This window comes from Planococcus sp. BI3, from assembly GCF_056680115.1.
In genome coordinates this window covers 938,978-963,477 of record NZ_CM155266.1, presented here as the reverse complement: position 1 = coordinate 963,477, position 24,500 = coordinate 938,978, and the positions used below count along the sequence as shown (strand labels likewise).

Genomic DNA, 24,500 nt, shown 5'->3' with positions numbered 1-24,500 from the left:
GGGTTATTACTTCATTTGACTGCAAAATTCTTTTATACTGTACTATTATGAGGTAATCCAAAAAAATTCAATCGAATTAGGAGGATGTCCGCGGATGTTGAAAAAAGAATGGCCGAAACATTCAATCCTGGCAATTGCCATTATCGCCACATGGCTGAAAACATATATTGTTTATAAGACCAGTTTCTCAATCACCATTGATAATCTATTACAGGAATTCATCTTATTTATCAATCCTTTAAGCATGTTGTTGTTTATATACGGAATTTCCTTGTTCTTCAAGAGCGACAAAGCCAAGAATCGTTATATGGTATCGATCGCCGTCATCACCTCCGTCGTCCTTTATGGAAATGTCGCCTTTTACCGGTTTTTCAGTGATTTCATCACGTTGCCGGTCCTGTTTCAGACTGAGAACTTCGGCGATTTGGGATCAAGTGCGGCAGCCAGTATATTCTGGACCGATCTGTTTTACTTCGCAGATGTCCTTGTTATTTTGCTGGCGATCAAATTCGTTAAAGTAAATCCCGGTAAAGCTGTTTCTTCTTCAGTTCATCGCAAAGCCTACTATGTACTCGCGCTTGCTGTCCTGTTCTTTAATCTGGGGCTTGCTGAAGCAGAGCGGCCGCAATTGCTGACACGCAGTTTTGACCGTGAGATGCTGGTGAAAAACCTGGGCATGTACAATTATCATCTATATGATATCTACGTCCAGTCTAAATCACAGGCGCAGCGTGCGTTGGCTGACGGCTCTGAGCTGGTTGAAGCCAATAACTATGTGAGGGCCAACCAAATCGAACCTTCGGAAGACATGAAAGGCATCGCGGAAGGGCGCAACCTGATCGTTGTGACCTTGGAATCGCTGCAGAGTTTTGCGATCAATAGTGAAATGAACGGACAAACAATCACACCATTCCTGAATTCATTGACAGAAGATGAAGATACCATCTACTTCGAGAATTTCTATCACCAAACAGGATTGGGCAAAACATCGGATTCGGAATTTTTGCTTGAGAATTCACTTTACCCGTTAAGCGGGGGAGCGGTATTCTTTACACACAGCGGAAATACCTATAATTCCATGGCTGAGAGCCTTGGCAAAAACGGCTACTCGACAAATGTCCAGCACGCCAATACGAAAAGCTTCTGGAACCGGGACATCATGTATGAATCGATGAATATCGACGAATTCTATGATATCGAAAGCTATGAAGTCGGTGAAGGCGAAGCGGTCAACTGGGGGATGAAGGATATTCCATTCGTGGAGCAGTCGGTCGACCATATGGCCGAGATGCAAGAGCCCTTCTACAGCCGCTTGCTGACACTGACCAACCATCATCCGTTTACTTTGGATGAAGAAGATAAACTGATCGACGAATACGATTCGAATTCAGGGACCTTGAACCGTTATTTCCAGACATCCCGTTACTTGGACGAATCGATAAAAGTTCTTTTTGAAGACCTGAAAGAACAAGGGCTTTATGAAAATTCGATCATCGTCATGTATGGCGATCATTACGGCATCTCCGAGAACCACAACGAAGCTATGACGCAGTACCTCGGCGAAGAAGTAACAGATTTCACTTCTGCTGAGTTGCAGAAAGTTCCTTTCTTTGTTCACATTCCGGGCTATGGGGAAGGCTATGTCGACGATGAAGTGGGCGGACAAATTGATATGCGTCCGACCATCATGAACCTGATGGGCATCGATACGTCAAAAGATATTCAATTTGGCGGCGATCTGTTCTCAGAAGAGCATGAGGAATTGGTTGTATTCCGCGACGGGCGTTTTGTTACGGACGGAGTGGTTTATGCAGGAAATGTCTGTTATGACAAAGAAACCGGCGAACCGACCGAAAAAGAGTTGTGCGCGCCGTATATCGAACAGGCATTTACAGAGCTTGAATACTCAGAGTCGATCATCAATGGAGACCTGCTGCGTTTCTACGATGAAGAAGACGGCAAGTTGACGACGATTCCTGATGTGGAGCTGGAACAATAAAAAGAGAGAGCTAAGCGCTCTCTCTTTTTATTTTTTTGCATGAAAAAAGCTGATGCGTTTGATGGCATCAGCTTTTTCTTGATTAATGAAGTGCTGGTGGATAACCTTGCGTGATAAGTGTGGCAATAGTGAAGCCGCCAAAAATTACAAACGTCCCAAAGTTAAAAAGAAAACCGAGGATTTCTTTGTTTTTAAGCGTTTGTACGGTGCCGACAGCTGCAAGAATTGCAATAAGTCCAAAAATAACCATTAACATCCAACTCATCGATGACACTCCCTTCAACTTAAACAGCCAGTGCCGCTTTGTTCTCTCTATATTGTAAAGATATTCCGCTGTTTTGTCGAGGATAAAAAGTGTCAGTATCTTGACAGTCCTGTAAAGTGGGGCGTGTTATAATCAGGGTGAGGTGAAGAAGATGCTGAAAATCGACCAATTGGAGCTGGGACCTGTCCAGACCAACTGCTACATCATTTCGGATGATCAGAAAGACTGCCTGATTTTCGATCCGGGAGAAGAAAGCGCCAAGATCTATGCGCTGTTGAAAAAGAAGAAATTAAAGCCGATAGCCATCCTGCTGACACATGCCCATTTCGACCATATCGGTGCTGTGGATGAGTTGCGCGAACGCTATTCGATTCCTGTCTATCTGCATCACTTGGAGAAGGACTGGTTGAGCAAGCCTAATTTAAACGGTTCAGGAAAGTACCCTGCTTTGCCGGATTATCGGATTAAAGACGCGGATATTTTACTGACCGACGAAAAGCATCTGCAGATCGGCTCTTTTCAAGTGGACATTTTCCATACCCCTGGACATTCACCAGGCAGTGTCAGTTTTTCATTCGGCAATGAAGGATTTGCTATTGTGGGCGATACGCTGTTCCGCGGCAGTATCGGCCGTACGGATCTGATAGATGGTTCCGAGAAAAAGCTGCTGCAGTCCATTCGTGACTCGCTGCTGACGCTTCCTGAACATATGATCCTTTATCCCGGCCATGGCCCGGAAACGACCCCTGAGCAGGAAATGAACAGCAATCCGTTCCTTACCGGGTTTTAAGTATGAATGGATCGTTAAAACTCAAAAAAATAAAAGGTGTATCGGATTTCTCCGATACACCTTTTATTTTTTAATTCAGTATTGATTAATGTCCAGCACCAGGAACGTGGATGAACGTAGAGTAATAAGTGAAGCCTACGAAAAATACTGTCAAATAGGCGCCAAAAATGTACATATACATACGTTCAGAAATATTTAAGAATCCAAGAAGAACAAAAAATCCGGTGTTAGCGACCATTAACAATGATACTTCAACCATATCGCCTACATAAAAGAGAACTGCAAATATACCAGTCCACCATCCCATTAATTTGAACATATTATTCATGGGTAATCCCTCCTTTGCCACAACACAATAATCTCTTATTTATTATATAGGAAATAGAGTGAGTGTGTAAACAGCGAGTTCATCTTTCTTTGTGACAAACAGGTGTACGGTTGTTTGCCGGCATAGAATTTAGTCTGGATTCTGCTGATCTCCTCTGTTTGCGGCAAAGCTGACAACCTTCAAATCTGAGATTTGGCGCGTATCCGGGGTTCAAAATTTTATTTTGGCCGATGTTGTTCCTTTCTCAAAAAGAGCCGGTTATACTATGGGGGAACAGAGAAGCGGCCTTTGTTCAAACCGAAGCAGGAGGTGGATATGCAATCAATTATCGAGCGCCGCTGTGTTGACCTTTTGCACGATGCGGCAAAAAATGGCACGACAGACATCCACATCAAACCCGAACCATCCTGCTATACCGTTTCTTACCGCTCGTTCCAAAACCTGCGGCAAGTGACACAACTCCCCTTTGATCTGGGTGATCGCATGATCGCTTATTTCAAATACCTATCCCTTTTAGACATGAGTGAAAGAAGAAAACCCCAAACCGGTTCATTCCAGCTTCCCATCGACGACTTATCCCATTATTTTCGAATTTCGACCTTGCCTTCCGTGTTGACCAAGGAAAGCATCGTCATCCGGATCATGCCGGATGATAACGCCCAATCCATCCATCAGCTGGCCGCTTTCCGTGACTCAGCCCGTCTGCTGGAGAAATTGTCTGAAGCGTCCCAGGGCCTCCTTTTGTTTACGGGCCCTACCGGCTGCGGAAAATCGACTACTTTATATTCCTTGTTGAAACATTGTGCTGAAAAGCTGAACCGGAACATCATCACGCTCGAAGATCCGGTAGAACGCAAAAATCAGGCCATCCTGCAAATCCAGGTAAACGAAAAAGCCGGCCTCAGCTATGCTGCGGGGCTAAAGGCGATTCTCCGGCATGACCCGGACATTATTATGATCGGAGAGATTCGAGACGCTGAGACGGCGCAAATTGCGGTTCGCGCTGCCTTGACTGGGCATTTGGTCTTTTCGACCATCCATGCCAGGCATTCTGTCGGCTGTCTGCACCGGCTCCGCGATTTGGGCGTATCGTTTGAAGACCTGTCCCAAACATTGGTCGCGGTGTCGGCTCAGAAAATCATTCCAATGTTTTCGGAAATCGGACAAACAGAACCTTGCCACCGTGCGCTTTATGAAATTCTTGACGGTGAACGGCTGGAAGAGGCACTGCAGGCAGCGAGCCTGAAAAAAGCCTATATATTGCCGGATTACCTGACGTTTGCCGGACAAGTCCGGGAAGGGGTGAAGATCGGTGCGATTCAAGCTTCCTATGCGCTCAGACAAGATCCGTCTTCGTGACCGTGAACAATTCCTGACGCGTTTGGCCGTCCTGATGAAAGAAGGGTATCTGCTGCCGGTCGCACTCACTTTATTGCTGCCGATGCATACGGCAAAACTGGAAGAAACATTAAATGGCATAACCGGCATTTTAAAAAGTGGAGGCAATGCGGCCGAAATCCTGAAATATTTAGGATTCAAGGACCATGTGCTGTTCCCGGTTGAAATTGCCGAATACCATGGCCGCTTGCCGGAATCGATCGACAGCATTGCGAAAAGTTTTGCGCGAACCGAACAGGTGCAGAAAAAGTTGAAGAACATTTTAATCTATCCAGTATCCTTACTGATTTTTACATCTGTGTTGTTCCTGTTTTTCCGCACCAGCTATGTGCCGAATCTGACCGAGATGATGGAGTCGCTTCAGTCAGGAGACGAAGGTTCCGGCGTACCCGCCTATTTGCTGAGTCTCCCTGACTTTTTCATTGGGATTTTTGCGGCCATAGCCATTTCGGTATATGCCTTCAGGATGCTCTTGAAACGGCAGGCGATCCAAAAGCAGATAGACTGGCTGCTTGCCGTCCCGGTTCTCCGGAACTTCATGAAGCTGTACTGGTCGCATCTCTTGGCGCGTGAGCTTGGAACCTTGCTGCACAGCGGCATTTCCATGCAGGAATCACTCGATCTTCTGCAACGCCAGAACTATCATAAAATCATTCAGTTCATGACGCGGATGTCTCATGAAGAATTGATGATGGGACAAACATTCTCCGCGTCGCTCGAACATTTTTCGTTTGTTTCCAAGGATATGCCCGCTTTCGTTCAACATGGCGAAATGACCGGCTACCTGGGGAAAGAATTGATCCTTTACAGCGAAGTGTTGATGGAGCGGATTGAACAGCAGACGCAAACATTGCTGCGCATTATCCAGCCGAGTTTTTTTATTATGATCGCCGTCTGCATCGTAGGCGCCTACCTGGCGATTCTGATGCCGATGTATAACCTGGTCCATACCATTTGAGGAGGAAAAATATGCGCTTTCTAAAAGATCAAAAAGGTTTCACGTTAATCGAAATGCTGATTGTTATGCTGATCATCACGGTGTTGATCGCCATCGCTATACCGAACGTTACAAAACAATCATCAGCAGTCGATGAAAAAGGCTGCAAAGCATTTGTGCATATAATAAGAGGTGAATACAACAAGCTGGAAAGTCCAGTCATATCAAGGGTTTCAGAGGTTGTTGGAAATAAGCTAATTAAATTAAGTTTTACAATCGCATATTTAGCACAAAAAAATAAAGAAGAAACGAAGATTCAGGGAAAGTTGGTAGCTCTCTCTGAATCATCTAGCAACTGTCACTACACAGTAGCTAGAACTTTTCGCTTCTTCTTTGATGAATACATCTTATCATTTTTAGATGTGTCTATCAAGGGGGGAGAAATGGGGAGTTTTAGCCGTGTAGTAATGCGGTTGAAACTCCTCTTTTTTGTTGTGTTCGTGGGGAAGCCGATAAATCACGTTAATCTCATCGTCAGGTTACTCCGAGCCAATGCAATAAATTCGGATATATCATCTTTAAGCCATTCCCCCTTATGGTTGATGATGAACAGGCGAGAACAGCCTTTAAAGGTTCGGTGGATCATTGGCTAACTTCTGGTTAGGGTGATTCTATTCACGCTTCTAGGAGGCTTTAAATAGCTTTTAGAGGCACATTCAGGGCGATGATTGAATGAGGATGGAAGAAGTGAAAACTTCAAATTTAAGAGGGACATACAAGAAACTTCAGAATCCGACTATGACGCTGAATAATATGTGATTTTCACTTTTGCTCAGATAATATTTGTTTTCCTTTGTCTGAGCAAAGGTGAAAATTTACGCCAATTTCTTAGAGCTTCCTCCTATTCTGCTGAATTAAGGGCGTTGAAAGTCAACTACATAAACAAGAAAGATTAAAGAAATATACCCTGAGGAGGAGAATACACATGGATGAAAGAACAATGGAAAACATGGAAATGAGTATAACTAGACTGGAAGAAGAGATTCAAGAAGCTAAGGATCAGCTATGGAGAATGTTATTGGATGGAGAGAGTATTGAAAAGGTGAGCAATGTAAGATCTTACATTAGGTATCTTGAGAATGAAAAGCAGCAAACAAGCCATTAAGCAGCATAAGGGAATTATGTAGTAATATTTAACTATACATGATAGTTCTAAAGTGGTATGTTATTTTGTGGGGGTGAGAGAGCATGATTAAGCAGAGTCTTAATGACAAAGAATTAGAATTACTAAAGTTAATTAGAGATGGAAAAACAGATTTAGTTAAAGAGGTAAATGCTGAATCAATGGAGGACAAATTTTTGACAATCAGCCATTTAAAAGATGTTTTTGAGTATATTGAATATGAAAAATTTAAAGACAAAAATGGCTATGGTTATAGAAACGTAAGATTGACTAAAGAGGGTTTTTATTATTTTAATCCCGAACAGAGACAAAAAGATATCGAAGATTATTTTAAATAATCAAAACTAAAGCATCTCATTTAGTTGAGGTGTTTTCTTTACCACTAAATCAGAATGGGAAGTGTAAAATGGAATACATCATTGAAAGAAACTCATCTACTAGCACTAACGATAAAACTGCTGATGATAAAGTAGCTGGCCTAAGAGACTATGTAAACTATAATGTGAATGAAGAAGGCTTTAAACTCCATTCAATCATTCCTATTCCTGATAGTGGAGATCATTTAGTAGTCTTAGAGCCAGATAATAGTATTGCTTATGACGTGTATTATCATGACAATGAGACAGGACGGATGATCCTAGAATTTGAAACTGCTGATATGCTTGAGCAATTAAGACTGCTAAAAGAAACTGATGGGATTGTTATTGAAAACTCAGAGGGTATTTTTGAATGTATTTACGTTAGCAGCAGAATCAATGTTTTCGATAATGGATCAATCATTTCAGAAGTTTTAGATGTATTCTTTACAGTTAAGAAAGTAGATTAGTCATTCCAGCATTCTCACTAAGTTTGAGGATGCTTTTTATTTGTTCATTTTTAATCCTTAGAGCTTGTTTAAGAGGCTTTGCTGTAAAAATGAAACTTCTATTCACATACTCTGATAAGAAGCCTTCAGCAATTGATTAGCTATTAAAAATGAGAAGTATATAGGTTATCTGAATGCGGAATACAAGGTGACGGAAAAAGAGCTACTTTTGACCATAGCTCTCGCCGAATACATATAGATAGATAAAAAAAGAAAGAAAAAAGCTACTTTTGCTATGACCTCTCGCCGAATATATATGAGGGGAATTTCATTACACGGAAAAACAACTACTTTTCACCCTACCTCTCTCCGAATAAGTATAAGGGGAATTTATTTAACCGAAATATGCGACACTCCATAGTGAGAAGTGGGACATAAACAGTGAGAGGGTATTTTGAAATGAAAAAGATTAAAACTACGACATTTTATATGTTCTCAAGGTTAGAACAGTAAGAGGACTTATTAAACTTACAAAAAACAGCATAAAAGTGGCTTCAACTCTCTTAGGAACATGAGGGGAATTTTATTATTGCAGAAAACACGACATAACATGCTACAAGTGGTACATAAACTAATGAGGAGATAATTTAAAACTCTCTGGTCGGGAAAAGCGACATTATATGCCCTCCCACGGCTAGAACAGTAGATAGTACTTTTTTAATTTGATTGATCCTATCATTTGTCACAACTTAGACACATTTAGACAAATCATTACACGAAAAATGAAATCAGCAAAAACAGCAATTATGGTAGATGTAGATAGGGCTAAGTGGTGTTTTTGGCAAAATTGGAAGTGGGCTTAAAGAGTAGAGGGACTTTTTATTTTGTGAACAGTTAATTTCATTACACTGGAAAATGCGACTTTTTTGGGTGCAAGGACACGAATGATTATGAATACTACTTTACAAATAGAAAAAAGATTGAAAACGGGTAAAATGTTTACTCCTAGGACACGAATAATAGTAGAGGATATATTATTAGCTGAAGATAATTTAATTAAAATAATTGTGGTGAGATTTGATTTGGGAACATATAATAGAAATATGATGAAATTTTAAAAGTGTGAAATTAATATAAATGATAAATTTTTAGCGTATGGCTGAACGTTTTAGCTATGCGCTTTTATTGTTCCCTCTAATGGGGAATTATTGAACATATGGAAAATTAATATAAAAATAATCATAAAGGTGGACTTTTAGAATGAAAAAATATTATGACTGCTTCAGCACATTGCAAAAAGATTTTTTGGAGGCTAATAAAGTATTTCCATTTAAAACTGCTATACACCATAAGAATTCAAATACAATTTGGGTTTACCTAAAGAATGACAAATTAGATTTATTGCTTAGTGAATGGACGAACAACAGAAGTAAGCAAGTCGTGTAAGTTGGGGACGAAGTCAAACCCTATACCTAAAGAACAGTACTAAGGTTTGACTTCGTCCCCAAAATAAAAAGGAGAATAGGAGAAATAAAAATGACTATCGTGGACACAAAAACATTATCTATTAAAGAGGGCATTGAGCTTTGTATTAAAAATGGTTTACCTGGGGCAGAAGCTCAGCTTGAAAGTTTCATTAAGAATAAGAAACTAGCAACAAATCAAAAAGTTAAACTGCAAGGTAACTTAGAAAGCTTATTTCATGAAGTATTAATAACTGGTGGCGGTCAGAGTGGCAAATGTATTTTAAGCGGTGAAAAAGATAATCCTACTGAGAGAATCACTGGAAACTCTGCTAATGGAAAAAAGCCTACAGGCGATGACGACACTATGAAAGAATATCTGTTTCAATTGCTATGCAATAAGGATGCTATTAGAAAAAATGCAATTGATGAAAACAGTAAAGTTAAGTTAGCTAGAGATTATACAATTAATCAATTGATCGAATTGTTAAATGTTCTTCCTACAACGACTGATTTAGAATCTTCATCTATCCATAAAGAACTAAAAGAGCTTTTCCAGTGTCATTACAGTGATGATTTAATTACTTACATGCAAAAGAACATTTCAAACAATTTGGAAAGTAGAAAAAGAGACGATGTAAAGCTATTTATCAATCATTTGAGCAAAGAAGGAAGAATAGAAGTTTCTTATCTGTATTATGCGAAATACCTTGGAAATTCAGAAAAACTAGATGCACAAAGAGAAAAAGAAATTGTGAGAGCTAAATATGAATACAGACAGCCGGAAATTTTAAGTGCTTATCAAAGAATTAGAGAGCTAGAGTTTAATGAAATTGATGAGGGCATTAAGGAAATTATAGGTGAGCATGGTTTTACTTATCGAGAATATATTCAAGCTGCTAAAAATCTAATTAAAGTTAATCCAATTATGAAAAACATGCTTGAAGAAGTAAAAGAATATCTTGCTGAATATGAATATGATTTCATTTATCAATCTTTGGATATTACAATTTTAAAGCCTGAAACAAAAATGGAAATTAAACGTGAAGAAGCGAAAAAGGCATTTGAGAATAAAATTCTTCTTCTTACAAATAAGCGGATGTTAAAAGAGAAATACAGCAATAAATCAAACTATCAAAAAGAATTTTATCGTTTGTCTATGCTCATAACTCTACGGAAACTAAAAGTAGAAGGCTTGGATGGTGAAATATTAAAAGAAATTGGTCAAATTGGCAATACAGTTAATGAATTAGCATATGTATATGGAAAGAATAAGATTGAACCAGAAGAACGTACAGTTTTTGGATTTGGAGAAGTTAGCATAGAGGATAAGAAAAAGGAGATTCCAGAAGCCTTGAAAGATGTTGATATTGCTAAGCTATTTGATGAGATTAAGCCTGTAGAAATTAAAAATAAGGAATTAGAGTGGATGAATCGCTTTCCGGCTAATCCTAAAAAGAGAAAAGAAGTACTGAAAACTAAGCCTAGTGTTTATGTAAAACCCGCAAAAGGAGGCAGCTTTATTGATATTGAATCAATTGGAGTTGATCCTGAGCCAGTTAAAGTTGAAGAAAAGCAATACAATCGAATTTTCGGTTCAACATTTGTTGTAAGAAATGATGAAATTATGAGGGAGTGGGCTTAATGGATAATTTAATAACATTTCTACCGTTATTTTTCAAAGTATTTAACAAATCTGAGCGAGAATACATTTTAAAAGTGGCTGTTAAAGCTGTAGATCAACATAAAGATGAAGATGAGCGAATAGATGAAACATTAATTAGGCTTGTAGATTCATTTTGTGTTTATGCTACTCAGGAAATTGATACAGCTGGACGGATTGAAGCAATGAATTTCACTGAAGAAGAATTAGAGCAGTTTAAATGGGAATTTCATAGAGCAATTGGAGAAAAATATTTTGGGAAGCAAATGATTGTTGAAGTTTAATCAACTTTAAATTTCATACTACAAAAAGTGCAACAAGCCTGCACTTATACTTATGTAGGTGAAGAGCCTACTAGTAGATAACTTGTGTTGTTATTTCAATTTAACCTTTTCCTTTTATTCTTTGCCTTCTGGATTGTAATCATGGGTTTTTTTGTCATTATAATTCCTCCATGAAATGCTCAATAGTTGTCCTACCATAGCGGCTATTGAGTCAATTTTTTTGAGTATAAGGAAAATAAATATTCATAAGATAAGTAAAGAAATTATATATAGATTGATGAAAGGGGTGAAATGATGTGAACCATAATGAAGAAGTTAGAAATGAATTTGATAATTATCTTAAAAATAATGGAGTTAAAATGGGCTTTGTAGCGATTGAAGTTGGAATTCCTTTAAATTCATTATCAAAGTGGAGAAACTCATATTTTGATTTTCGTATAGATAAATTGATCATGATTAAGAAATATCTTAAAGAAAAAACATTGCAAAACTAGAGAGAAAAGATAAAAGGAAAATGGGGTTAATGGGAAATGGTAAAAGTAGAGATTGATAATAAAACATATGGTTCTGAATTATATTCTGATAAAGAAATTGAAGATATTAAGCAACAGTTTTTAGATGATTTATGGGTAATGGAAATCAAAAAATCTCCAATGGGCTATAAATTTTCGGATGGAACTTATGTAAAGCATCAGATGAAATCTTCAAATGATTGGTTTAATTCTAGGGTTCATAATTCTTGGAAGAAAGTTAGGATCAACCGTAAAGCGTACGATAAAGCACCTTTACATTTAGATGAATGGCTTGGAGAAGTTGCCATAGCGACTCAAACTATTATAAGCAGCTTTAAACCTGAAATTAGTATCAAAGCCAACTACAACTGGGAAGGCATTCTAACAGAAAACTTTAGCAGTTTAAATGTATTGTTTGCATATGTAAATGCTGGATTAGATAAATCGATGGCTAGATATGTAAGGCTACAAGATGATATAAGAGAAACCACTGAAACTCAGTATTTAGCAGATGGATCAAGCTACAAGGCTACTATTTATACTTCTGTAGATGCTCAATCAACTGATGAAATGGTAGAAGGTGCTGATGGACATCAAGAGCCGTTAATGAACCTTTTAGGCAATGAAGCAAGCTTATATTTTGCTGGTGGAAATACTGAAGGAAGTCATTTCATGCAATTTTTTAAAAAGTCTAAGAACCGGATTCTAACAAGGAAGCAGCTTAAATTTCTAGAAGATATGGAAAAAGCAGACCATGAGGATATTACAAAGAATAGCTATACTACGAATGATAAAGAGGAAATAACAGGAATGAGCCGAGGCAGCATTAGTAAGATTAAAAGCAATATTTTAGAAAGAACATTGAAGGCTTATGAGAAAGAAAATCCTTTAGGTAAGCAAACGAATCTACAGCTTAGAAAAGAAAATGAATTGAAATTCTGGAATGAAGTTATTGATATTATTTATTGTGAAGAAGATTTAATAGCTCAGCAGAATAGACTTTTCTCAAATTGGATTGCTGCTAACATATCAAATTCATTCTTATCTGATTTAGTTTATGATAATTTATCAAGCTCAGATGTGTTTAATGTTACTGGAGTCATTTTTAATAAAGGCTCAGTTATTGAAGGAAAGACACTTTATAAAATTGTAGAGCTGATTGAGGCAAGACTAAACAAGCTTGAGGAATTTGATACTACAGTAACTAAATTTTATCGTAAAGAGTCAGAGAATAACGGCTGGAGTCTTAAAAGGCATCAAGCATGGAAACGAAAGAATTTAGCTTTCAAATATCCTGATAAATATGATTATGACGAGAAGAAAGATAAGTTGATTCAAAAGAAGCCAGTAGACTTAGGGAAGAAAAAGCTACACATTGCAAGACGTTTAACAACTTCAGGAGCTTCATTCGATATTATCGCAATGGGGGAAACGGAAGAAATTTAATTGAAGAATCTATTTTTTTATTTAGGATTAATTATAATATTATAGATTTAACCATTATAACAATAACATAAAAGTTGGAAAAAGGGTAGGAAAAAGATTGAATTGAAATGGGAGAGATAACTGATGAAAAAACTAGAATTGCTTATGAAAGTTGATGCTCAAATAGAAAAGCTAAATCAATCAATTGAAAACATGGAAGAGACATTAGAAACAATTAAATCAGGACTTGAAGAAGATCATCAGAAAGTGAAGGTGATTGTAGATGTACAAGCTTAATTTAACTCCTGCTTATCTTAGCGATGAGCAGAAGAAAGACATATTTAATCCAGAGAATTTGAAGAAGACTTTAAATAATCTAACTGAGAAAAAGGAGATTGACGAAATGACAGAAATGGACATCTTAATTGATACGTTGATTCAGAAACAAAATAGCATCTTAAATAAGGCGCAGATTGTAGACGAAAAAGCCGCTGCCTATAAATTGTCTAAGAAAGGTGAAGTCATTGAACAACTTATAGCAGCTAATAAAGAGGTTGAAGAAGAGCTTGATTCATCTCTAGAAAGCTTTGAGAAGACCGAGGATGCCATTAATAACGCTTGGACAACAGTTAAGACTCAGGCTGTAGAAGCAATAAAATCAATCAGCCTACAATATGAGGAAGCTGAGAGACAAGCTGAATTAGATAAGAAATTAGATCAGCTAGAGCTTCAGAAAGATGATTTTGATAGTGAGCTATCTTTTGTAGAGTTGGAAATTAGCATCTATGAGCCTGAAATTAGCCGTTTCTACTCAAAAGATTACTTAGTTGAGTATTCAATTGAAGAAAGTAACAGCGTTCATAGAGGTGGAAGGATGGTTTTTAACCCTGAAGTTTCTTATCAAGGGGCACTATCCTATAAGGTAGCTAATTTAATTGGACAGTATCAAACAGAATTGCATGGTGGAGAAACAATTAAGTATAAAGGTTTCATTTAAATGAAGAGGATTAAAAAGAAACTAGCAGCAGGATTTCTTTCTTGCTGCATCCGTTTTTATTGCATATTAGAAGACTTGAGAAGATGAAGAATAGACAGGAGAAATTAAAATGACAATGACAACAGTAGGACAACATGAATATATGATTGAGGATTTAAAAAGTGTTAAAGATAGACTGCTTGAGTCTGAAATGAATGAGGCCGAGAAGAAAGAGCTAATTAATATGCTACTAAATGTGATTGATGATGTTAAAGCAAGTGATCCAGAATTTAAAGTGAAATTCTTCAATCATTCCAACAATCATCATGAGACGTATCTAAACTTTGCGGATATGTGCTTAAACAAGTTCTATAGTGACATTGAGAACATTGTAAGCCGACTAAAGGGAAAGAAGATGAATCTTAAATACATGGCATCAATTTTAGAAAAGATGATTCAAACGAATTTATATCTGGATAGCGTACAGAATTATATTAATGAAACTAGCTTGCTGCAAGAAGGAGAACATGAAATAAATGTGCTGAAGTTGAGCGATAGAGTGCCAGGGGATTATACGGTAGTTGCCGGATTAGATTAATACAAATTGGAATGGAGAGATTGATAATGGAAAACAAATATAATGAACATTTATCAAAACTGAAGAAATATGAGCAAGTGGAAATTAAACTTGTAAAACGAAAAGGACATGAAAGATATGACGTTATTTATAGTGAGTCTTTAATTAGTAAAGATTCACTATGCTTAATTTTTGGTTTTCCTAAAGATGAGACAACTAAAACCGTTTTTTATGATGATTGTGAAGAATATGCTGCTAAGTTGATTAATGAAAATAAGGAACGACTAGAGAGTGGCGAGATATTAAATTTTGTAGTTAATGAAGAAAATGAAAAAATAATGAAAACTGAGAATCTTAATGAAGAAAATATCAAAATTACACCTTTAGCTAATGAGGTTTTAGAAGAAATTGGACAACTTATTAAAAAGAAACTTGCTGAAGATAATGAAAATAAACTAAAAGAAGCCGATCCATTTAAACATTGGCTTAAATATGAAGGATTTGGAAAACTGGAAGGCGGTAAATAATGACAACTATTGAAGAAGTGGAATTAGCGAACATTGAATTTAGCTATAGTGATACTACAGAAGAATTAGAGTTGTTAACTGTTTATTTTAAACATGCTGGTATGAATGAAACTAGTTTGAAGTTTGCTGGTGAAGTTTATGAAGAATATTATAATTATGATTTGAATAAAATTAGAGATTTTGCTGTTGAACGTGTTGAAAGATATTATATGGAAAAATACGTTGATCCTAAAGTTGTAGATATGCTTCATAGAAAAATTAGCTTAGATTAATTTCTAAGCTTCTTATTTTACATAGAGTAATTATTTACATCTGATTATAATGTATAGTTAGAGTTAGGGGGTATGTACAATGTTTTTCAAGAAAGATTTAACTATTAGGTATCACAAGCTGAGACAGGAAACAGAAATTGATGGTGAAATTTATAAAGAAGAATTTTCAATAAACCAAAGGACTCCGTTTGAGTGGGAAAATAGAATTTACTTTTGTTTAACTATTTCTGAAAGTGCTTGGTACAAAGAATACTATTTAGTAGATGAAATTGAGTGGAATGGTAGATATAAAAATGAAAGCGATGAGTACCATGATGATTTAAACCAAGAATACTATAATAGAGAGGAATGATTTAAATGGTAGGAAAGAAAGATTTAGAGACGCAAACTTTTTATTTAGAAATCAAAAAGAAGGATGGCACAACAGAAGAGATCCTTCTAGGAAAAGAATATTATAAACATTTGCAAGATGAAGATGTAGAAAGTATAGGAGTTATAACATATCACTATGAACAAGGAGACAATGAGTAATAGTATAAAATAGTCTTCTATAAAAATTACTTTAATGACAAGCATTTCCTTTTAATCTAGTATTAGGTTGTAGGGAGGTGAATAGATATGAAAGTTAAAGTTATCACAGAAAGCGGGAAGCCTATGTTTGAAAAGATGGTTGACCTTGAAATTGCTTCATTAAAAGTTGATGGCAAGAAAATTACAGACATCAAATACTCATATGCATTGTTAAACGGAATGGAAGACATGCATTCAGCAATGATTATCTATGAATCTAAATGAAATGATGGAATTGGAGTCACATCTTAAATGGTGTGGCTTTTTCTTATGCTTAATTTTGTGAATGCTACATAAAAATGAAAACCATTAGGAAAGGAGTTGAAAATATATATGGAAAATGAAAAAAGTGTTAATGATGATGTTAGAGATGTTAATTATGAAGAGATGTATGATAAAGATGAAAATGGACTAAATAGCAAACAGAAACATTTTGCTGAACTATATATGACCACTGGAGAAGTCGGTAAATCCTATGCTATAGCATATCAGGTTGCAGATAATGGAGTGGCTGGGGCAGCAGGAAGTAGATTAGGCAAGAATCCAAAAGTAGTTAAATATATAGCTGAGCAGAGAAAAAAAGTTCTCTCCAGCAAAAGGATCGCAACAGAAGAAGACATTTTAAACTTCCTTACTTCAACTATGACAAATCCAGAGCATAAGATTATGGACAGAATTAAATCAGCTGAATTGCTTGGAAAAAATAAAGGATTGTTTGCTGATAAGATTGACATAACTCACGACATAGTTATAGATTTAGGCTTTGATCCAGCAGCTATGATTGAATCATCTACTAATCACATCATTGAGCAGAAGAATAAGGCTATTAAGCATGATGATTATTATGAAGCTGATTATGATGATGTAGAAGAATAGTTTGTATCATTTGAGTGTAGTCTATTGACACATTATTGAACCCTTGATATTATTGACTTACAAGAGTCTCATATACATGTATCATAATTGAAAGGGTGAATGATATGAAATACGGCTATGCTAGGGTATCAAGTAAAGGACAAGATTTAACAATACAATTAAACGCTTTAAATGAAATTGGCTGTGAAGTTATCTATAAAGAAAAAGTAAGCGGTAGAAAGAAAGATGATCGTACTGAATTTAATAAGCTTTTAGATAAAGTTGTAGCAGGTGATACTGTGGTAGTTACTAAGCTAGATAGGTTTGCCAGAAGTACAAGAGAAGCTCTAAATACAATTGATGAATTAGAGAAACGTGGAGTTTCTTTTATTGTTCTTAATATGGGTGGAAAAGTTGTAGACACAAATGATCACTTGGGGAAATTTATGATTACAATATTAGCAGGAGTTGCTGAATTAGAAGCTGATATGATCCGTGAGAGACAGCGAGAAGGTATTGAAGAAGCTAAGAAGCGTGGAGTCTATAAAGGTAGACCAAACACTTATACAGAGAAGCACAAAGGCTTACAACATGCTCTGGAGTTGTACAATGATAGAGATAACAATAAGAAGACTGTGAAAGAGATTGAGCAGATTACAGGGATTAGCAGAGCTACAATATATAGAGCAGTTAGAAATCAGCAAGCAAATTAAATAAGCAGCATAATCAGAATCATTCCAGAAAGTGGAGTGGTTCTTTTTTGTTGTGCAATTCTATCTGTCCAATAAAAACTATATGAAATCAAATGGAGGAAATAATAATGACAAGAGTACATGAACATATCATCTACAAAGCTGAGAACAAAACTACAGGAGAGATTTACATTGGAGCTACTAAGTCAACATTGAACAATAGAAAGTATTCACATGAGTATAAAGCTTTTAATAATCCTACTAGCAAGCTGCATCTATCTATTGCAGAACATGGGAAAGAAAACTTTGAATGGTCTGTTATAGATTCAGCAGACAATAAAGAAGATGCTCTACTACTTGAAAAAGATTACATCAATCATTATCTTTCTTACTACACAGGATTGAATGGAAACAAATATGGTAATCAAGGATTGTCCGGCAGAAAGCATTCAGATGAAACTAAGCAGCTGATGAGAGATAAGAAGTTAGGCGTTCCTAAATCAGATCAGCATAAGCTCATGATGAGTCTATCAGCTATGGGTAAGCATCAAGGAGACTTGTCCGGTATGTCTAAGCTTACTGAGAAGGAAGTCAGAGAGATTAGAAGATTGCTGAAGGAAACTAAGCTAACACTACAAGACATTGCAAACTTCTTTGATGTAACTCATTCAACAATCTCAAATATCAAACATAATAAAACGTGGAAACATTTAGCTTAATCTATTTCAAACTTACAACTTCAGCTAATCATATGAGGTTCTAAGTTTACATATGCTTTTCATATCACATCTAATAGGAGGAATGAAGCTAATGTTTATCTACTCAATTACTAATCAGCAGAATCAAATGAAATATATTGGCATCAGTCTCTATCCATTGGATGTGAGAAAGCAGTATCATGCCACTCATCAGGATCAACTGAGAGCATTGTTACAGTCAACAGCTAACTCTACCATTCATAGTAGTGATAGCTTCTCTAAGCTTGCTCAGGCTTTCATAGAGTACGACATGAATCAGTTTACATGGGAACGATTAGAGAGCTGTGAGAGTATCAGAGAGCTTTGCAAACGTCAGAAATATTACATTACACTTTACGATTCATTTCATAATGGTTACAACAATATCCCAGGAGTTAAAGATATATCTGTATTTGAAATTGATGATACTCCAATTGTTTATGCTGAGAATGATGGACACTTTACCATAGCTAAAGTTAGAGGAACAGCTAATGTTAATTCTAAACTTTCATTTGAAGATGTTCAGCAAATTAAGAAGCTGCTATCTGAAAGAGTATTGTCACAATCTAAAATAGCTAAGAAGTTTAACGTTTCTAAAACTACCATAAACAAAATCAATCAAGGAATCTCTTACATTGAAGATGAGTATACTTCTGATTCAACTAGTCGGCCTCAAGCAATAGCAAAAGGTAAAGCAACAGGATTTACTCCAGAACAAATTGAGAATATCAATAAGCATATCCTTGCTGGGCAGCATACAAAGAAAGAGTTACAGGAGATCCTAAACTTGTCTGAATATAATTTTAAGGCTTTCATTAAGAAGCTTAGAGATGCTGGTCACACTATCAAATTTAAGAAGCCGAATCCATCTTTAACGGATAAGCAAGCTAGAGAAATCAAGCTACTAATCCAAGCTGGATCAATGACACAGATTGCAATTGCAAATCAATATGATGTTTCAAAGACTGTCATTCGAGCAATTCGCAAAGGGGAAACTTATCAGCATATAGTCATATGAAATAATAATCTGAAAATAATTTCCATTTGAGCTTGCATTCTTTTCTAATCGTGCTAATATGTATTTAAGACATATAACTTTTAACATTCTTATATGTTTTATAAATGTATAAGTTTTATAGTTGATTCAAAAGAATACAAACTAAAAAAGTGGATAGGGGAAATGATTATTATGACAGCAGCAACTACAGCAACTAAAGAGGTTTCAACTCACGGAACAATGAACATTCAATTTGCAGTAAATGGCATGACAGCAGAAGAATTTGCTTTAAAATTCAGTGATACACTTACTGAGCAAATGAATATTGCTATGAAGAGTCTAACTGGTGAATCAATCGAGCTTGAGATTTTCGGACATGATATTGACCAGCTAGAAACATTCGTGGGCGAAGAGTTTTAATAATACTAATTTAGGGGGAATGGAAAATGTTTAAAAAGATGACAGCAAGCTTTAATGCAGATATGGACGCAGCAAGCAAGAAGGTAGCGGATAAGGCTCATGAGAAGTATAAGGAGCGGGTAGAGGCTTTGCTGTTACCTGGCGAGCAGTTAATTGGCATCTACGGCTTAGCATTTGAGTTTTGTTTTGTCACAAGCGAGCGACTAGTTTTTAATGATAATACGGCAGTAGCTAAGAAGAGAATCACATCAGTTTTCTTGAAGCATATTCAGGAGATTTCAATGGATAGTGGAATGCTGTTAGGGGATGTTGAAATTTCTACATCTAGAAATAGCTATAGCATCAATCTTGTAGATAAAGGCGTTTGCAAACTCTTCTATAATGATCTGCTTCTAGCTATGCGAAACGTTCAATAAATTACACACAATATAATAGGAAGAAACTCAAGTCACTTCATTAATTTGAAGTGGCTTTTTTGCGTTCAAAAAATTAATCGAAAAGGAAGTTATTACACATGGCAAAAGTTAAATTAAATTTAGATCGTTCATTTTTCAATGATAAATACATTCCCTACTTAGTATCAGATGCCCGTTACAATGTTTTCTTAGGTTCAGCCGGTAGCGGTAAAAGTCACTTTGTAGCTCATAAACTTATAATTGATTTACTAAAGGATAAGAAAAAGCTTTTAGTTGTTCGGCAAACTTTCTCCTCAATCAAAGATTCTGTATTCACTGAGATTACTGAAGCTTTAAAAGGTATGCAGATACTAGATTTAATCAAAGTATCTAAGACGACTCATAAGATGGAGTTTCCTAATGGTTCTCAAATTGTATTTAAAGGAGCGGATGAGGAATCAAAGTTGCTTTCTATCAGTGGATTTGATTTATGTTGGATTGAGGAATCTTCAGAGCTAAGCAAAGAAATCTTTAATCAGCTTGAATTAAGACTAAGAGGAAAAGGGCATAAGAAGCAATTTTATCTCACATTTAATCCTGTCAGCAATTTATCATGGCTTAAAGAGGAGTTTTTTGACAATCCTAAGCCTGATACAGTGGTATGTCATTCAACTTATAAAGATAATCGCTTCTTAGATCAAGCCTATATTGATAACTTGCTAGATATGAAGGAAAGAAATCCAGAAAAATATAGAGTTTATGGTTTAGGCCTGTGGGGACATAGTGGAAAACGTGTATTTGATAACTTCAAAATTGAGGAATTCAACTATAAATATCTGCTTAAAGATAATCCTAACTTGCAATCAGCTATAGGGATGGACTTTGGGTATGTAGCCGATCCATCTACTTTAGTTGCTTCTCTGGTTGATGTGCAGATGAGAAAAATTTATATTTTTGATGAATTATATGAAAAAGGCTTGTTAAATAATGAACTGGCTGCAAGGATTCATGAAAAAGGCTACAGCAAAGAAATCATTATTGCTGATAGTGCTGAGCAGAAGAGTATAGCGGAGATTAAAGGCTATGGAATCAATAGAATCAAGCCAGCTAAAAAGGGTGCTGGATCAATCATGAATGGTATTGGATTCATTCAGCAGTTTGATATTATTGTCCATCCTTCTTGTATTCATGTAATTGATGAGTTGGAAAACTATAGTTTTAAGAAGGATAAGGCTACAGGACAATATTTAAATCAGCCTGTAGACAACTATAATCATTTGATTGATGCTCTCAGATATAGCCTAGAGCGTTTTAACAGCAAGAATAAGATTAAGTTTATGAGTAAGTCGGTATTTGGGATTTGAATACTAAGTAACTTCATGAAATTCTTTTAGAAAATATTACCTTTAATGGTATGATTGAAAGAAAATGTGGAGCTGGGTAGATGGATCAAGGGAAAAACATTTTATACTCTATAGCACTTGGATTGTTTATTTTGTCCAATGTTGAAATGGATTTACCTTTAGTAGTAACAATAGGAATTTCTGTATTTGTTACATTAATCACAGCAGGTGATATAAGTATGTTAATAAGCGTTAAAAGCATAGCTTTCAAAGCTAGAATATTTGAAGCAAATGGGAAAGAAATGAAGATTCCATTTAAATTATGTGATATAGCATCGAATATCTTTTATTTTCTGTCTTTCTTTCTGACATATTTTTCAATACCATTAGCAATTATATATTCCACTTATATTATGAATGACAATAGGTCAGCTGATGAATTGGAACAACTTCAGCAGTTTTTCACTTTATATTCCCTAGGATTAGTAATAATTATTATAGCAATAGGAAAAAAATAATCTTCATGACACTTCAGCAAATCGCTGAGGTGTTTTTTTATGGTCAAAAATCAATCACTGAGGAGTGAAACAATGGAAAAATACAAGATTCAAAATGCTGAAGAGTTAAATGGTGAGCTTATTTTGCAGCTTATCAATCGTTATAAATTAAAGGAAGTCACACGTTTGAAGCGGTTGAAAAACTACTACACTGGTAAGCATGAAACTATTTCTAATCGCACGATGAAAGATCCGACTAAACCTAACAATAAAATCATTAACCCTTATGCTACTTACATTGTAGATACAATTAGCGGTTACTTCTTAGGCATGCCAGTTAATTATGCTTCAAGTGAAGAGGAGCAGATGAAAAAGATTCAATACATTTTTGATTCTAATGATGAGCAATCTTTAAATTCTCGAATTGGTAAAGACGTTTCAATTTTTGGAGTAGGTTATGAGCTTCATTACACTGATGAAGATTCAGAAACTAAAATGGCTTATCTTGATCCTCAAGAAACGTTTATGATTTATGACAACTCCATTCAATCTAAGCCATTAGCAGCTATACGATTCTATGAAGTTGAGAATTATAAAACTCAGCATTCCGTTATGTATGCAGAAGTATATGATAAAGATTTCATCTATTCTTACATTCAAGAAAAGGATGAATTTAGATTAGCAGATGAGCCAGAGCGACACTACTATAAAGAAGTGCCAGTAATTCAGTATTTGAATAATGATGAGACAATCGGAGACTTTGAAAATGTATTGAAGCTTATTGATGCTTATGATTTATCTACTTCAGATCAGATGAATTCTTTAGAGTATTTTGCTGATGCTTATTTAGTTCTGTCTGGAATTGATGCAGAAAGCGAAGATTTAGAAGCTATGAAGGAAAATAGAGTTATGTTAATGGGCGAAAAGGGAACAGCAGATTTCTTGATGAAAGGCGATATTGCTGGAGTTAAAGAATATACAGAACGTTTGAAACAAGACATTCATACCTTTAGTTTTGTTCCGAATATCGGAGATGAATCTTTTGGTACAAGCTCAGGTGAGGCTCTTAAGTTTAAATTGTTCGGTCTAGAATCAGCTGTATCAGTAAAAGAAAGATTCTTTAAGAAGGGATTAGAAAAACGGCTTAAGCTAATTACTCAATTCCTCAATACTAAAGGCGGCTCATATGAATCAAACTCAATTACAATGAGCTTTACTAGAAATATGCCTTCTAACAATGAAACAATTGCCAACATTATTGAGAAACTTAAAGGGACTCTATCAGATAAAACTTTGATTAGCTTGCTTCCTTTTATCGAAGATGCAGCTTATGAAATTGAGCTAAGAGAGCAAGAAAAAGAAGGCTCATTATATGAAGGCTTAGGCAAGTAAATATTATAAATCTGAGATAGCCAATTTTGGTTGTCTCTTTTTTATTTGGAAGAGGTGAACGGTTATAGCCAGCGAACAATATGCAGGATTAAACAATCAAGATTATTGGGTTGAGAGAAGCAAAGAAACTCAAGATGAAGCATTTAAGAAGTTAAAAGTGTCTGAAAAGCTTATGCAGAAAGAATATTTAAAAGCATTTGATGAGATTCAGGAAACATTATCTGCTTTCTATACTAAATATGCTACTGAACATAATGTGACATATGCAGAAGCGCAGAAGCAATTAAACGCATTTGATTTTGCTAGTTACGGCTCAAGAATGGAAACATTGAAACAACGGGCAGTGGCTACTAACAATCCGTTTGTTATTGCTGAAATGCAACGGCTGTATCAATCTGCTTCAGTAAATAGATATAATGCTTTACTTTCTGAAATAGATGCAAAGCTATTGCTGTTGGGATACTCTCAGCAGCTAACAATGGAGGATGTACTGAGTGAAACATTTGAGACTGCTTTATATACAACTGCTTATACTATGGCAATCGGGACAGGTGTTGGGGTATCGTTTGCTAAAATTGCTCATTCAGCGGTTGAGTTAGCTATTAAATACCCGTGGAGCGGAGCAATGTTTAGCGACTTAATTTGGGATAACAAATCTAAGCTTGTAAAAGAGATGAGAACAACTATTACAAATGGACTCATTAAAGGCTCAAGCGTTCAGAGGATGAGCAGACAGCTCAGCAACAACATGGATAGCAGCTATAAGGATGCTCTGAGACTTATCAGAACAGAGACAGCACACGTAGTCACAGAGGCTACAGCTCAAGGATATGAAAAACTTAATCTTAGCTCATTTATATTCTTAGGCACATTAGATAGTAAGACTTCTAAAACTTGTCAGTCATTAGATGGCAAGATTTTTAAATTGAAAGATAAGCAAGTAGGCGTTAATTGTCCTCCTATGCACCCTAATTGTAGATCAGCTATTTCTCCATATTTTCCTGAAATTGAATTAAACGAGCGTAGAGCTAGAGACGTACAGGGGAATTCTTTCATTGTTCCTAATATGAATTATGAAGAATGGGCTTCCAAATACTTGAAATAATAGAAAACTGCAACTTAATCACACTTATACTATAGGGCTTCATATAGCTACATCAAGAGACACTTTAAAAGGTGTCTCTATTTTTTTGCATCA

Annotated in this window: 32 protein-coding genes; 30 read left to right on the top strand and 2 right to left on the bottom strand. The window is 36.0% G+C overall.

Going from position 1 to position 24,500, the window contains the following annotated elements; genetic code table 11:
* The first annotated feature begins 94 nt into the window (after window positions 1-94).
* Window positions 95-1,999 (top strand): LTA synthase family protein, encoded by a 1,905-nt coding sequence (locus tag AC1MEO_RS04900; RefSeq protein WP_480334718.1) that lies wholly within the window; start codon window positions 95-97, stop codon window positions 1,997-1,999.
* An 82-nt stretch (window positions 2,000-2,081) separates the two neighbouring features.
* Here the strand turns inward: AC1MEO_RS04900 and AC1MEO_RS04895 are convergent, their stop codons facing one another.
* Entirely contained in the window at window positions 2,082-2,264 is a 183-nt protein-coding gene (locus tag AC1MEO_RS04895) for a DUF2759 domain-containing protein (RefSeq protein WP_480334717.1), read from the bottom strand.
* A 151-nt stretch (window positions 2,265-2,415) separates the two neighbouring features.
* On the opposite strand from AC1MEO_RS04895, the gene AC1MEO_RS04890 reads away from it, so the two are divergent.
* Complete coding sequence (locus tag AC1MEO_RS04890; RefSeq protein WP_480334716.1) at window positions 2,416-3,054, top strand: MBL fold metallo-hydrolase; 639 nt, start codon at window positions 2,416-2,418, stop codon at window positions 3,052-3,054.
* Window positions 3,055-3,139: 85 nt separating this feature from the next.
* Here AC1MEO_RS04890 and AC1MEO_RS04885 read toward each other — a convergent pair whose 3' ends face one another.
* Window positions 3,140-3,382, bottom strand: coding sequence for a DUF2626 domain-containing protein (locus AC1MEO_RS04885; protein ID WP_480334715.1), 243 nt, complete (start codon window positions 3,380-3,382; stop codon window positions 3,140-3,142).
* A gap of 315 nt (window positions 3,383-3,697) precedes the next feature.
* Here AC1MEO_RS04885 and comGA point away from each other — a divergent pair, with 315 nt between their 5' ends.
* The 28 genes from comGA to AC1MEO_RS04745 all read left to right on the top strand — a co-directional run bounded on the left by comGA (window position 3,698) and on the right by AC1MEO_RS04745 (window position 24,407).
* Window positions 3,698-4,741, top strand: coding sequence for a competence type IV pilus ATPase ComGA (gene comGA, locus AC1MEO_RS04880; protein ID WP_480334713.1), 1,044 nt, complete (start codon window positions 3,698-3,700; stop codon window positions 4,739-4,741).
* The gene (comGB, locus tag AC1MEO_RS04875; RefSeq protein ID WP_480334712.1) at window positions 4,695-5,738 is read left to right on the top strand and encodes a competence type IV pilus assembly protein ComGB; all 1,044 of its coding nucleotides are present in this window, start codon (window positions 4,695-4,697) and stop codon (window positions 5,736-5,738) included. Before comGA ends, comGB begins: the two co-directional genes overlap by 47 nt.
* An 11-nt stretch (window positions 5,739-5,749) precedes the next feature.
* The gene (locus AC1MEO_RS04870; protein WP_480334711.1) at window positions 5,750-6,370 is read left to right on the top strand and encodes a prepilin-type N-terminal cleavage/methylation domain-containing protein; all 621 of its coding nucleotides are present in this window, start codon (window positions 5,750-5,752) and stop codon (window positions 6,368-6,370) included.
* Between the two features lie 332 nt (window positions 6,371-6,702).
* A complete protein-coding gene (locus AC1MEO_RS04865) occupies window positions 6,703-6,882 on the top strand; it encodes a hypothetical protein (RefSeq protein ID WP_480334710.1) in 180 nt (59 codons plus the stop codon).
* 83 nt (window positions 6,883-6,965) lie between these two features.
* Window positions 6,966-7,238, top strand: coding sequence for a hypothetical protein (locus AC1MEO_RS04860; RefSeq protein ID WP_480334709.1), 273 nt, complete (start codon window positions 6,966-6,968; stop codon window positions 7,236-7,238).
* 68 nt (window positions 7,239-7,306) lie between these two features.
* Window positions 7,307-7,726 (top strand): hypothetical protein, encoded by a 420-nt coding sequence (locus tag AC1MEO_RS04855; protein ID WP_480334707.1) that lies wholly within the window; start codon window positions 7,307-7,309, stop codon window positions 7,724-7,726.
* A gap of 1,515 nt (window positions 7,727-9,241) precedes the next feature.
* Window positions 9,242-10,813 carry a hypothetical protein gene (locus tag AC1MEO_RS04850; protein WP_480334706.1) on the top strand — a complete coding sequence of 524 codons (1,572 nt, stop codon included), beginning with the start codon at window positions 9,242-9,244 and terminating at the stop codon, window positions 10,811-10,813.
* Window positions 10,813-11,115, top strand: coding sequence for a hypothetical protein (locus AC1MEO_RS04845; RefSeq protein WP_480334704.1), 303 nt, complete (start codon window positions 10,813-10,815; stop codon window positions 11,113-11,115). The genes AC1MEO_RS04850 and AC1MEO_RS04845 overlap by 1 nt, the downstream gene beginning before the upstream one ends.
* 296 nt (window positions 11,116-11,411) lie before the next feature.
* Window positions 11,412-11,609: a hypothetical protein gene (locus AC1MEO_RS04840; RefSeq protein ID WP_480334703.1), complete on the top strand. Its 198-nt coding sequence runs from the start codon at window positions 11,412-11,414 to the stop codon at window positions 11,607-11,609.
* A 36-nt stretch (window positions 11,610-11,645) separates the two neighbouring features.
* Window positions 11,646-13,073: a hypothetical protein gene (locus tag AC1MEO_RS04835; RefSeq protein WP_480334702.1), complete on the top strand. Its 1,428-nt coding sequence runs from the start codon at window positions 11,646-11,648 to the stop codon at window positions 13,071-13,073.
* Window positions 13,074-13,196: 123 nt separating this feature from the next.
* A complete protein-coding gene (locus tag AC1MEO_RS04830; RefSeq protein WP_480334700.1) occupies window positions 13,197-13,349 on the top strand; it encodes a hypothetical protein in 153 nt (50 codons plus the stop codon).
* A complete protein-coding gene (locus tag AC1MEO_RS04825) occupies window positions 13,336-14,049 on the top strand; it encodes a hypothetical protein (RefSeq protein WP_480334699.1) in 714 nt (237 codons plus the stop codon). Before AC1MEO_RS04830 ends, AC1MEO_RS04825 begins: the two co-directional genes overlap by 14 nt.
* 109 nt (window positions 14,050-14,158) lie before the next feature.
* Window positions 14,159-14,626 carry a hypothetical protein gene (locus tag AC1MEO_RS04820; protein WP_480334698.1) on the top strand — a complete coding sequence of 156 codons (468 nt, stop codon included), beginning with the start codon at window positions 14,159-14,161 and terminating at the stop codon, window positions 14,624-14,626.
* 26 nt (window positions 14,627-14,652) lie between these two features.
* Entirely contained in the window at window positions 14,653-15,132 is a 480-nt protein-coding gene (locus tag AC1MEO_RS04815; RefSeq protein ID WP_480334696.1) for a hypothetical protein, read from the top strand.
* Window positions 15,132-15,404, top strand: a complete 273-nt coding sequence (locus tag AC1MEO_RS04810; RefSeq protein ID WP_480334694.1) for a hypothetical protein — start codon at window positions 15,132-15,134, stop codon at window positions 15,402-15,404. Before AC1MEO_RS04815 ends, AC1MEO_RS04810 begins: the two co-directional genes overlap by 1 nt.
* A 79-nt stretch (window positions 15,405-15,483) precedes the next feature.
* Window positions 15,484-15,756: a hypothetical protein gene (locus AC1MEO_RS04805; RefSeq protein ID WP_480334693.1), complete on the top strand. Its 273-nt coding sequence runs from the start codon at window positions 15,484-15,486 to the stop codon at window positions 15,754-15,756.
* Window positions 15,757-15,761: 5 nt separating this feature from the next.
* Window positions 15,762-15,935 (top strand): hypothetical protein, encoded by a 174-nt coding sequence (locus AC1MEO_RS04800; protein WP_480334692.1) that lies wholly within the window; start codon window positions 15,762-15,764, stop codon window positions 15,933-15,935.
* Window positions 15,936-16,022: 87 nt separating this feature from the next.
* The gene (locus tag AC1MEO_RS04795) at window positions 16,023-16,199 is read left to right on the top strand and encodes a hypothetical protein (protein ID WP_480334690.1); all 177 of its coding nucleotides are present in this window, start codon (window positions 16,023-16,025) and stop codon (window positions 16,197-16,199) included.
* A 108-nt stretch (window positions 16,200-16,307) separates the two neighbouring features.
* A complete protein-coding gene (locus tag AC1MEO_RS04790) occupies window positions 16,308-16,850 on the top strand; it encodes a terminase small subunit (protein WP_480334689.1) in 543 nt (180 codons plus the stop codon).
* A 104-nt stretch (window positions 16,851-16,954) separates the two neighbouring features.
* The gene (locus AC1MEO_RS04785; RefSeq protein WP_480334687.1) at window positions 16,955-17,542 is read left to right on the top strand and encodes a recombinase family protein; all 588 of its coding nucleotides are present in this window, start codon (window positions 16,955-16,957) and stop codon (window positions 17,540-17,542) included.
* 107 nt (window positions 17,543-17,649) lie between these two features.
* Entirely contained in the window at window positions 17,650-18,240 is a 591-nt protein-coding gene (locus AC1MEO_RS04780; RefSeq protein ID WP_480334686.1) for a GIY-YIG nuclease family protein, read from the top strand.
* A gap of 91 nt (window positions 18,241-18,331) precedes the next feature.
* Entirely contained in the window at window positions 18,332-19,276 is a 945-nt protein-coding gene (locus AC1MEO_RS04775; RefSeq protein WP_480334684.1) for a hypothetical protein, read from the top strand.
* Window positions 19,277-19,447: 171 nt separating this feature from the next.
* On the top strand, window positions 19,448-19,675 hold the full coding sequence (locus AC1MEO_RS04770; protein WP_480334683.1) for a hypothetical protein: 228 nt from the start codon (window positions 19,448-19,450) through the stop codon (window positions 19,673-19,675).
* 26 nt (window positions 19,676-19,701) lie between these two features.
* Window positions 19,702-20,091 (top strand): PH domain-containing protein, encoded by a 390-nt coding sequence (locus tag AC1MEO_RS04765; protein ID WP_480334682.1) that lies wholly within the window; start codon window positions 19,702-19,704, stop codon window positions 20,089-20,091.
* 98 nt (window positions 20,092-20,189) lie between these two features.
* Window positions 20,190-21,434, top strand: coding sequence for a PBSX family phage terminase large subunit (locus AC1MEO_RS04760; RefSeq protein WP_480334680.1), 1,245 nt, complete (start codon window positions 20,190-20,192; stop codon window positions 21,432-21,434).
* An 80-nt stretch (window positions 21,435-21,514) separates the two neighbouring features.
* Window positions 21,515-21,931 (top strand): hypothetical protein, encoded by a 417-nt coding sequence (locus tag AC1MEO_RS04755; protein WP_480334679.1) that lies wholly within the window; start codon window positions 21,515-21,517, stop codon window positions 21,929-21,931.
* Between the two features lie 72 nt (window positions 21,932-22,003).
* Window positions 22,004-23,302, top strand: coding sequence for a phage portal protein (locus AC1MEO_RS04750; RefSeq protein ID WP_480334678.1), 1,299 nt, complete (start codon window positions 22,004-22,006; stop codon window positions 23,300-23,302).
* Window positions 23,303-23,459: 157 nt separating this feature from the next.
* Entirely contained in the window at window positions 23,460-24,407 is a 948-nt protein-coding gene (locus AC1MEO_RS04745) for a minor capsid protein (protein WP_480334676.1), read from the top strand.
* Window positions 24,408-24,500: the final 93 nt, after the last annotated feature.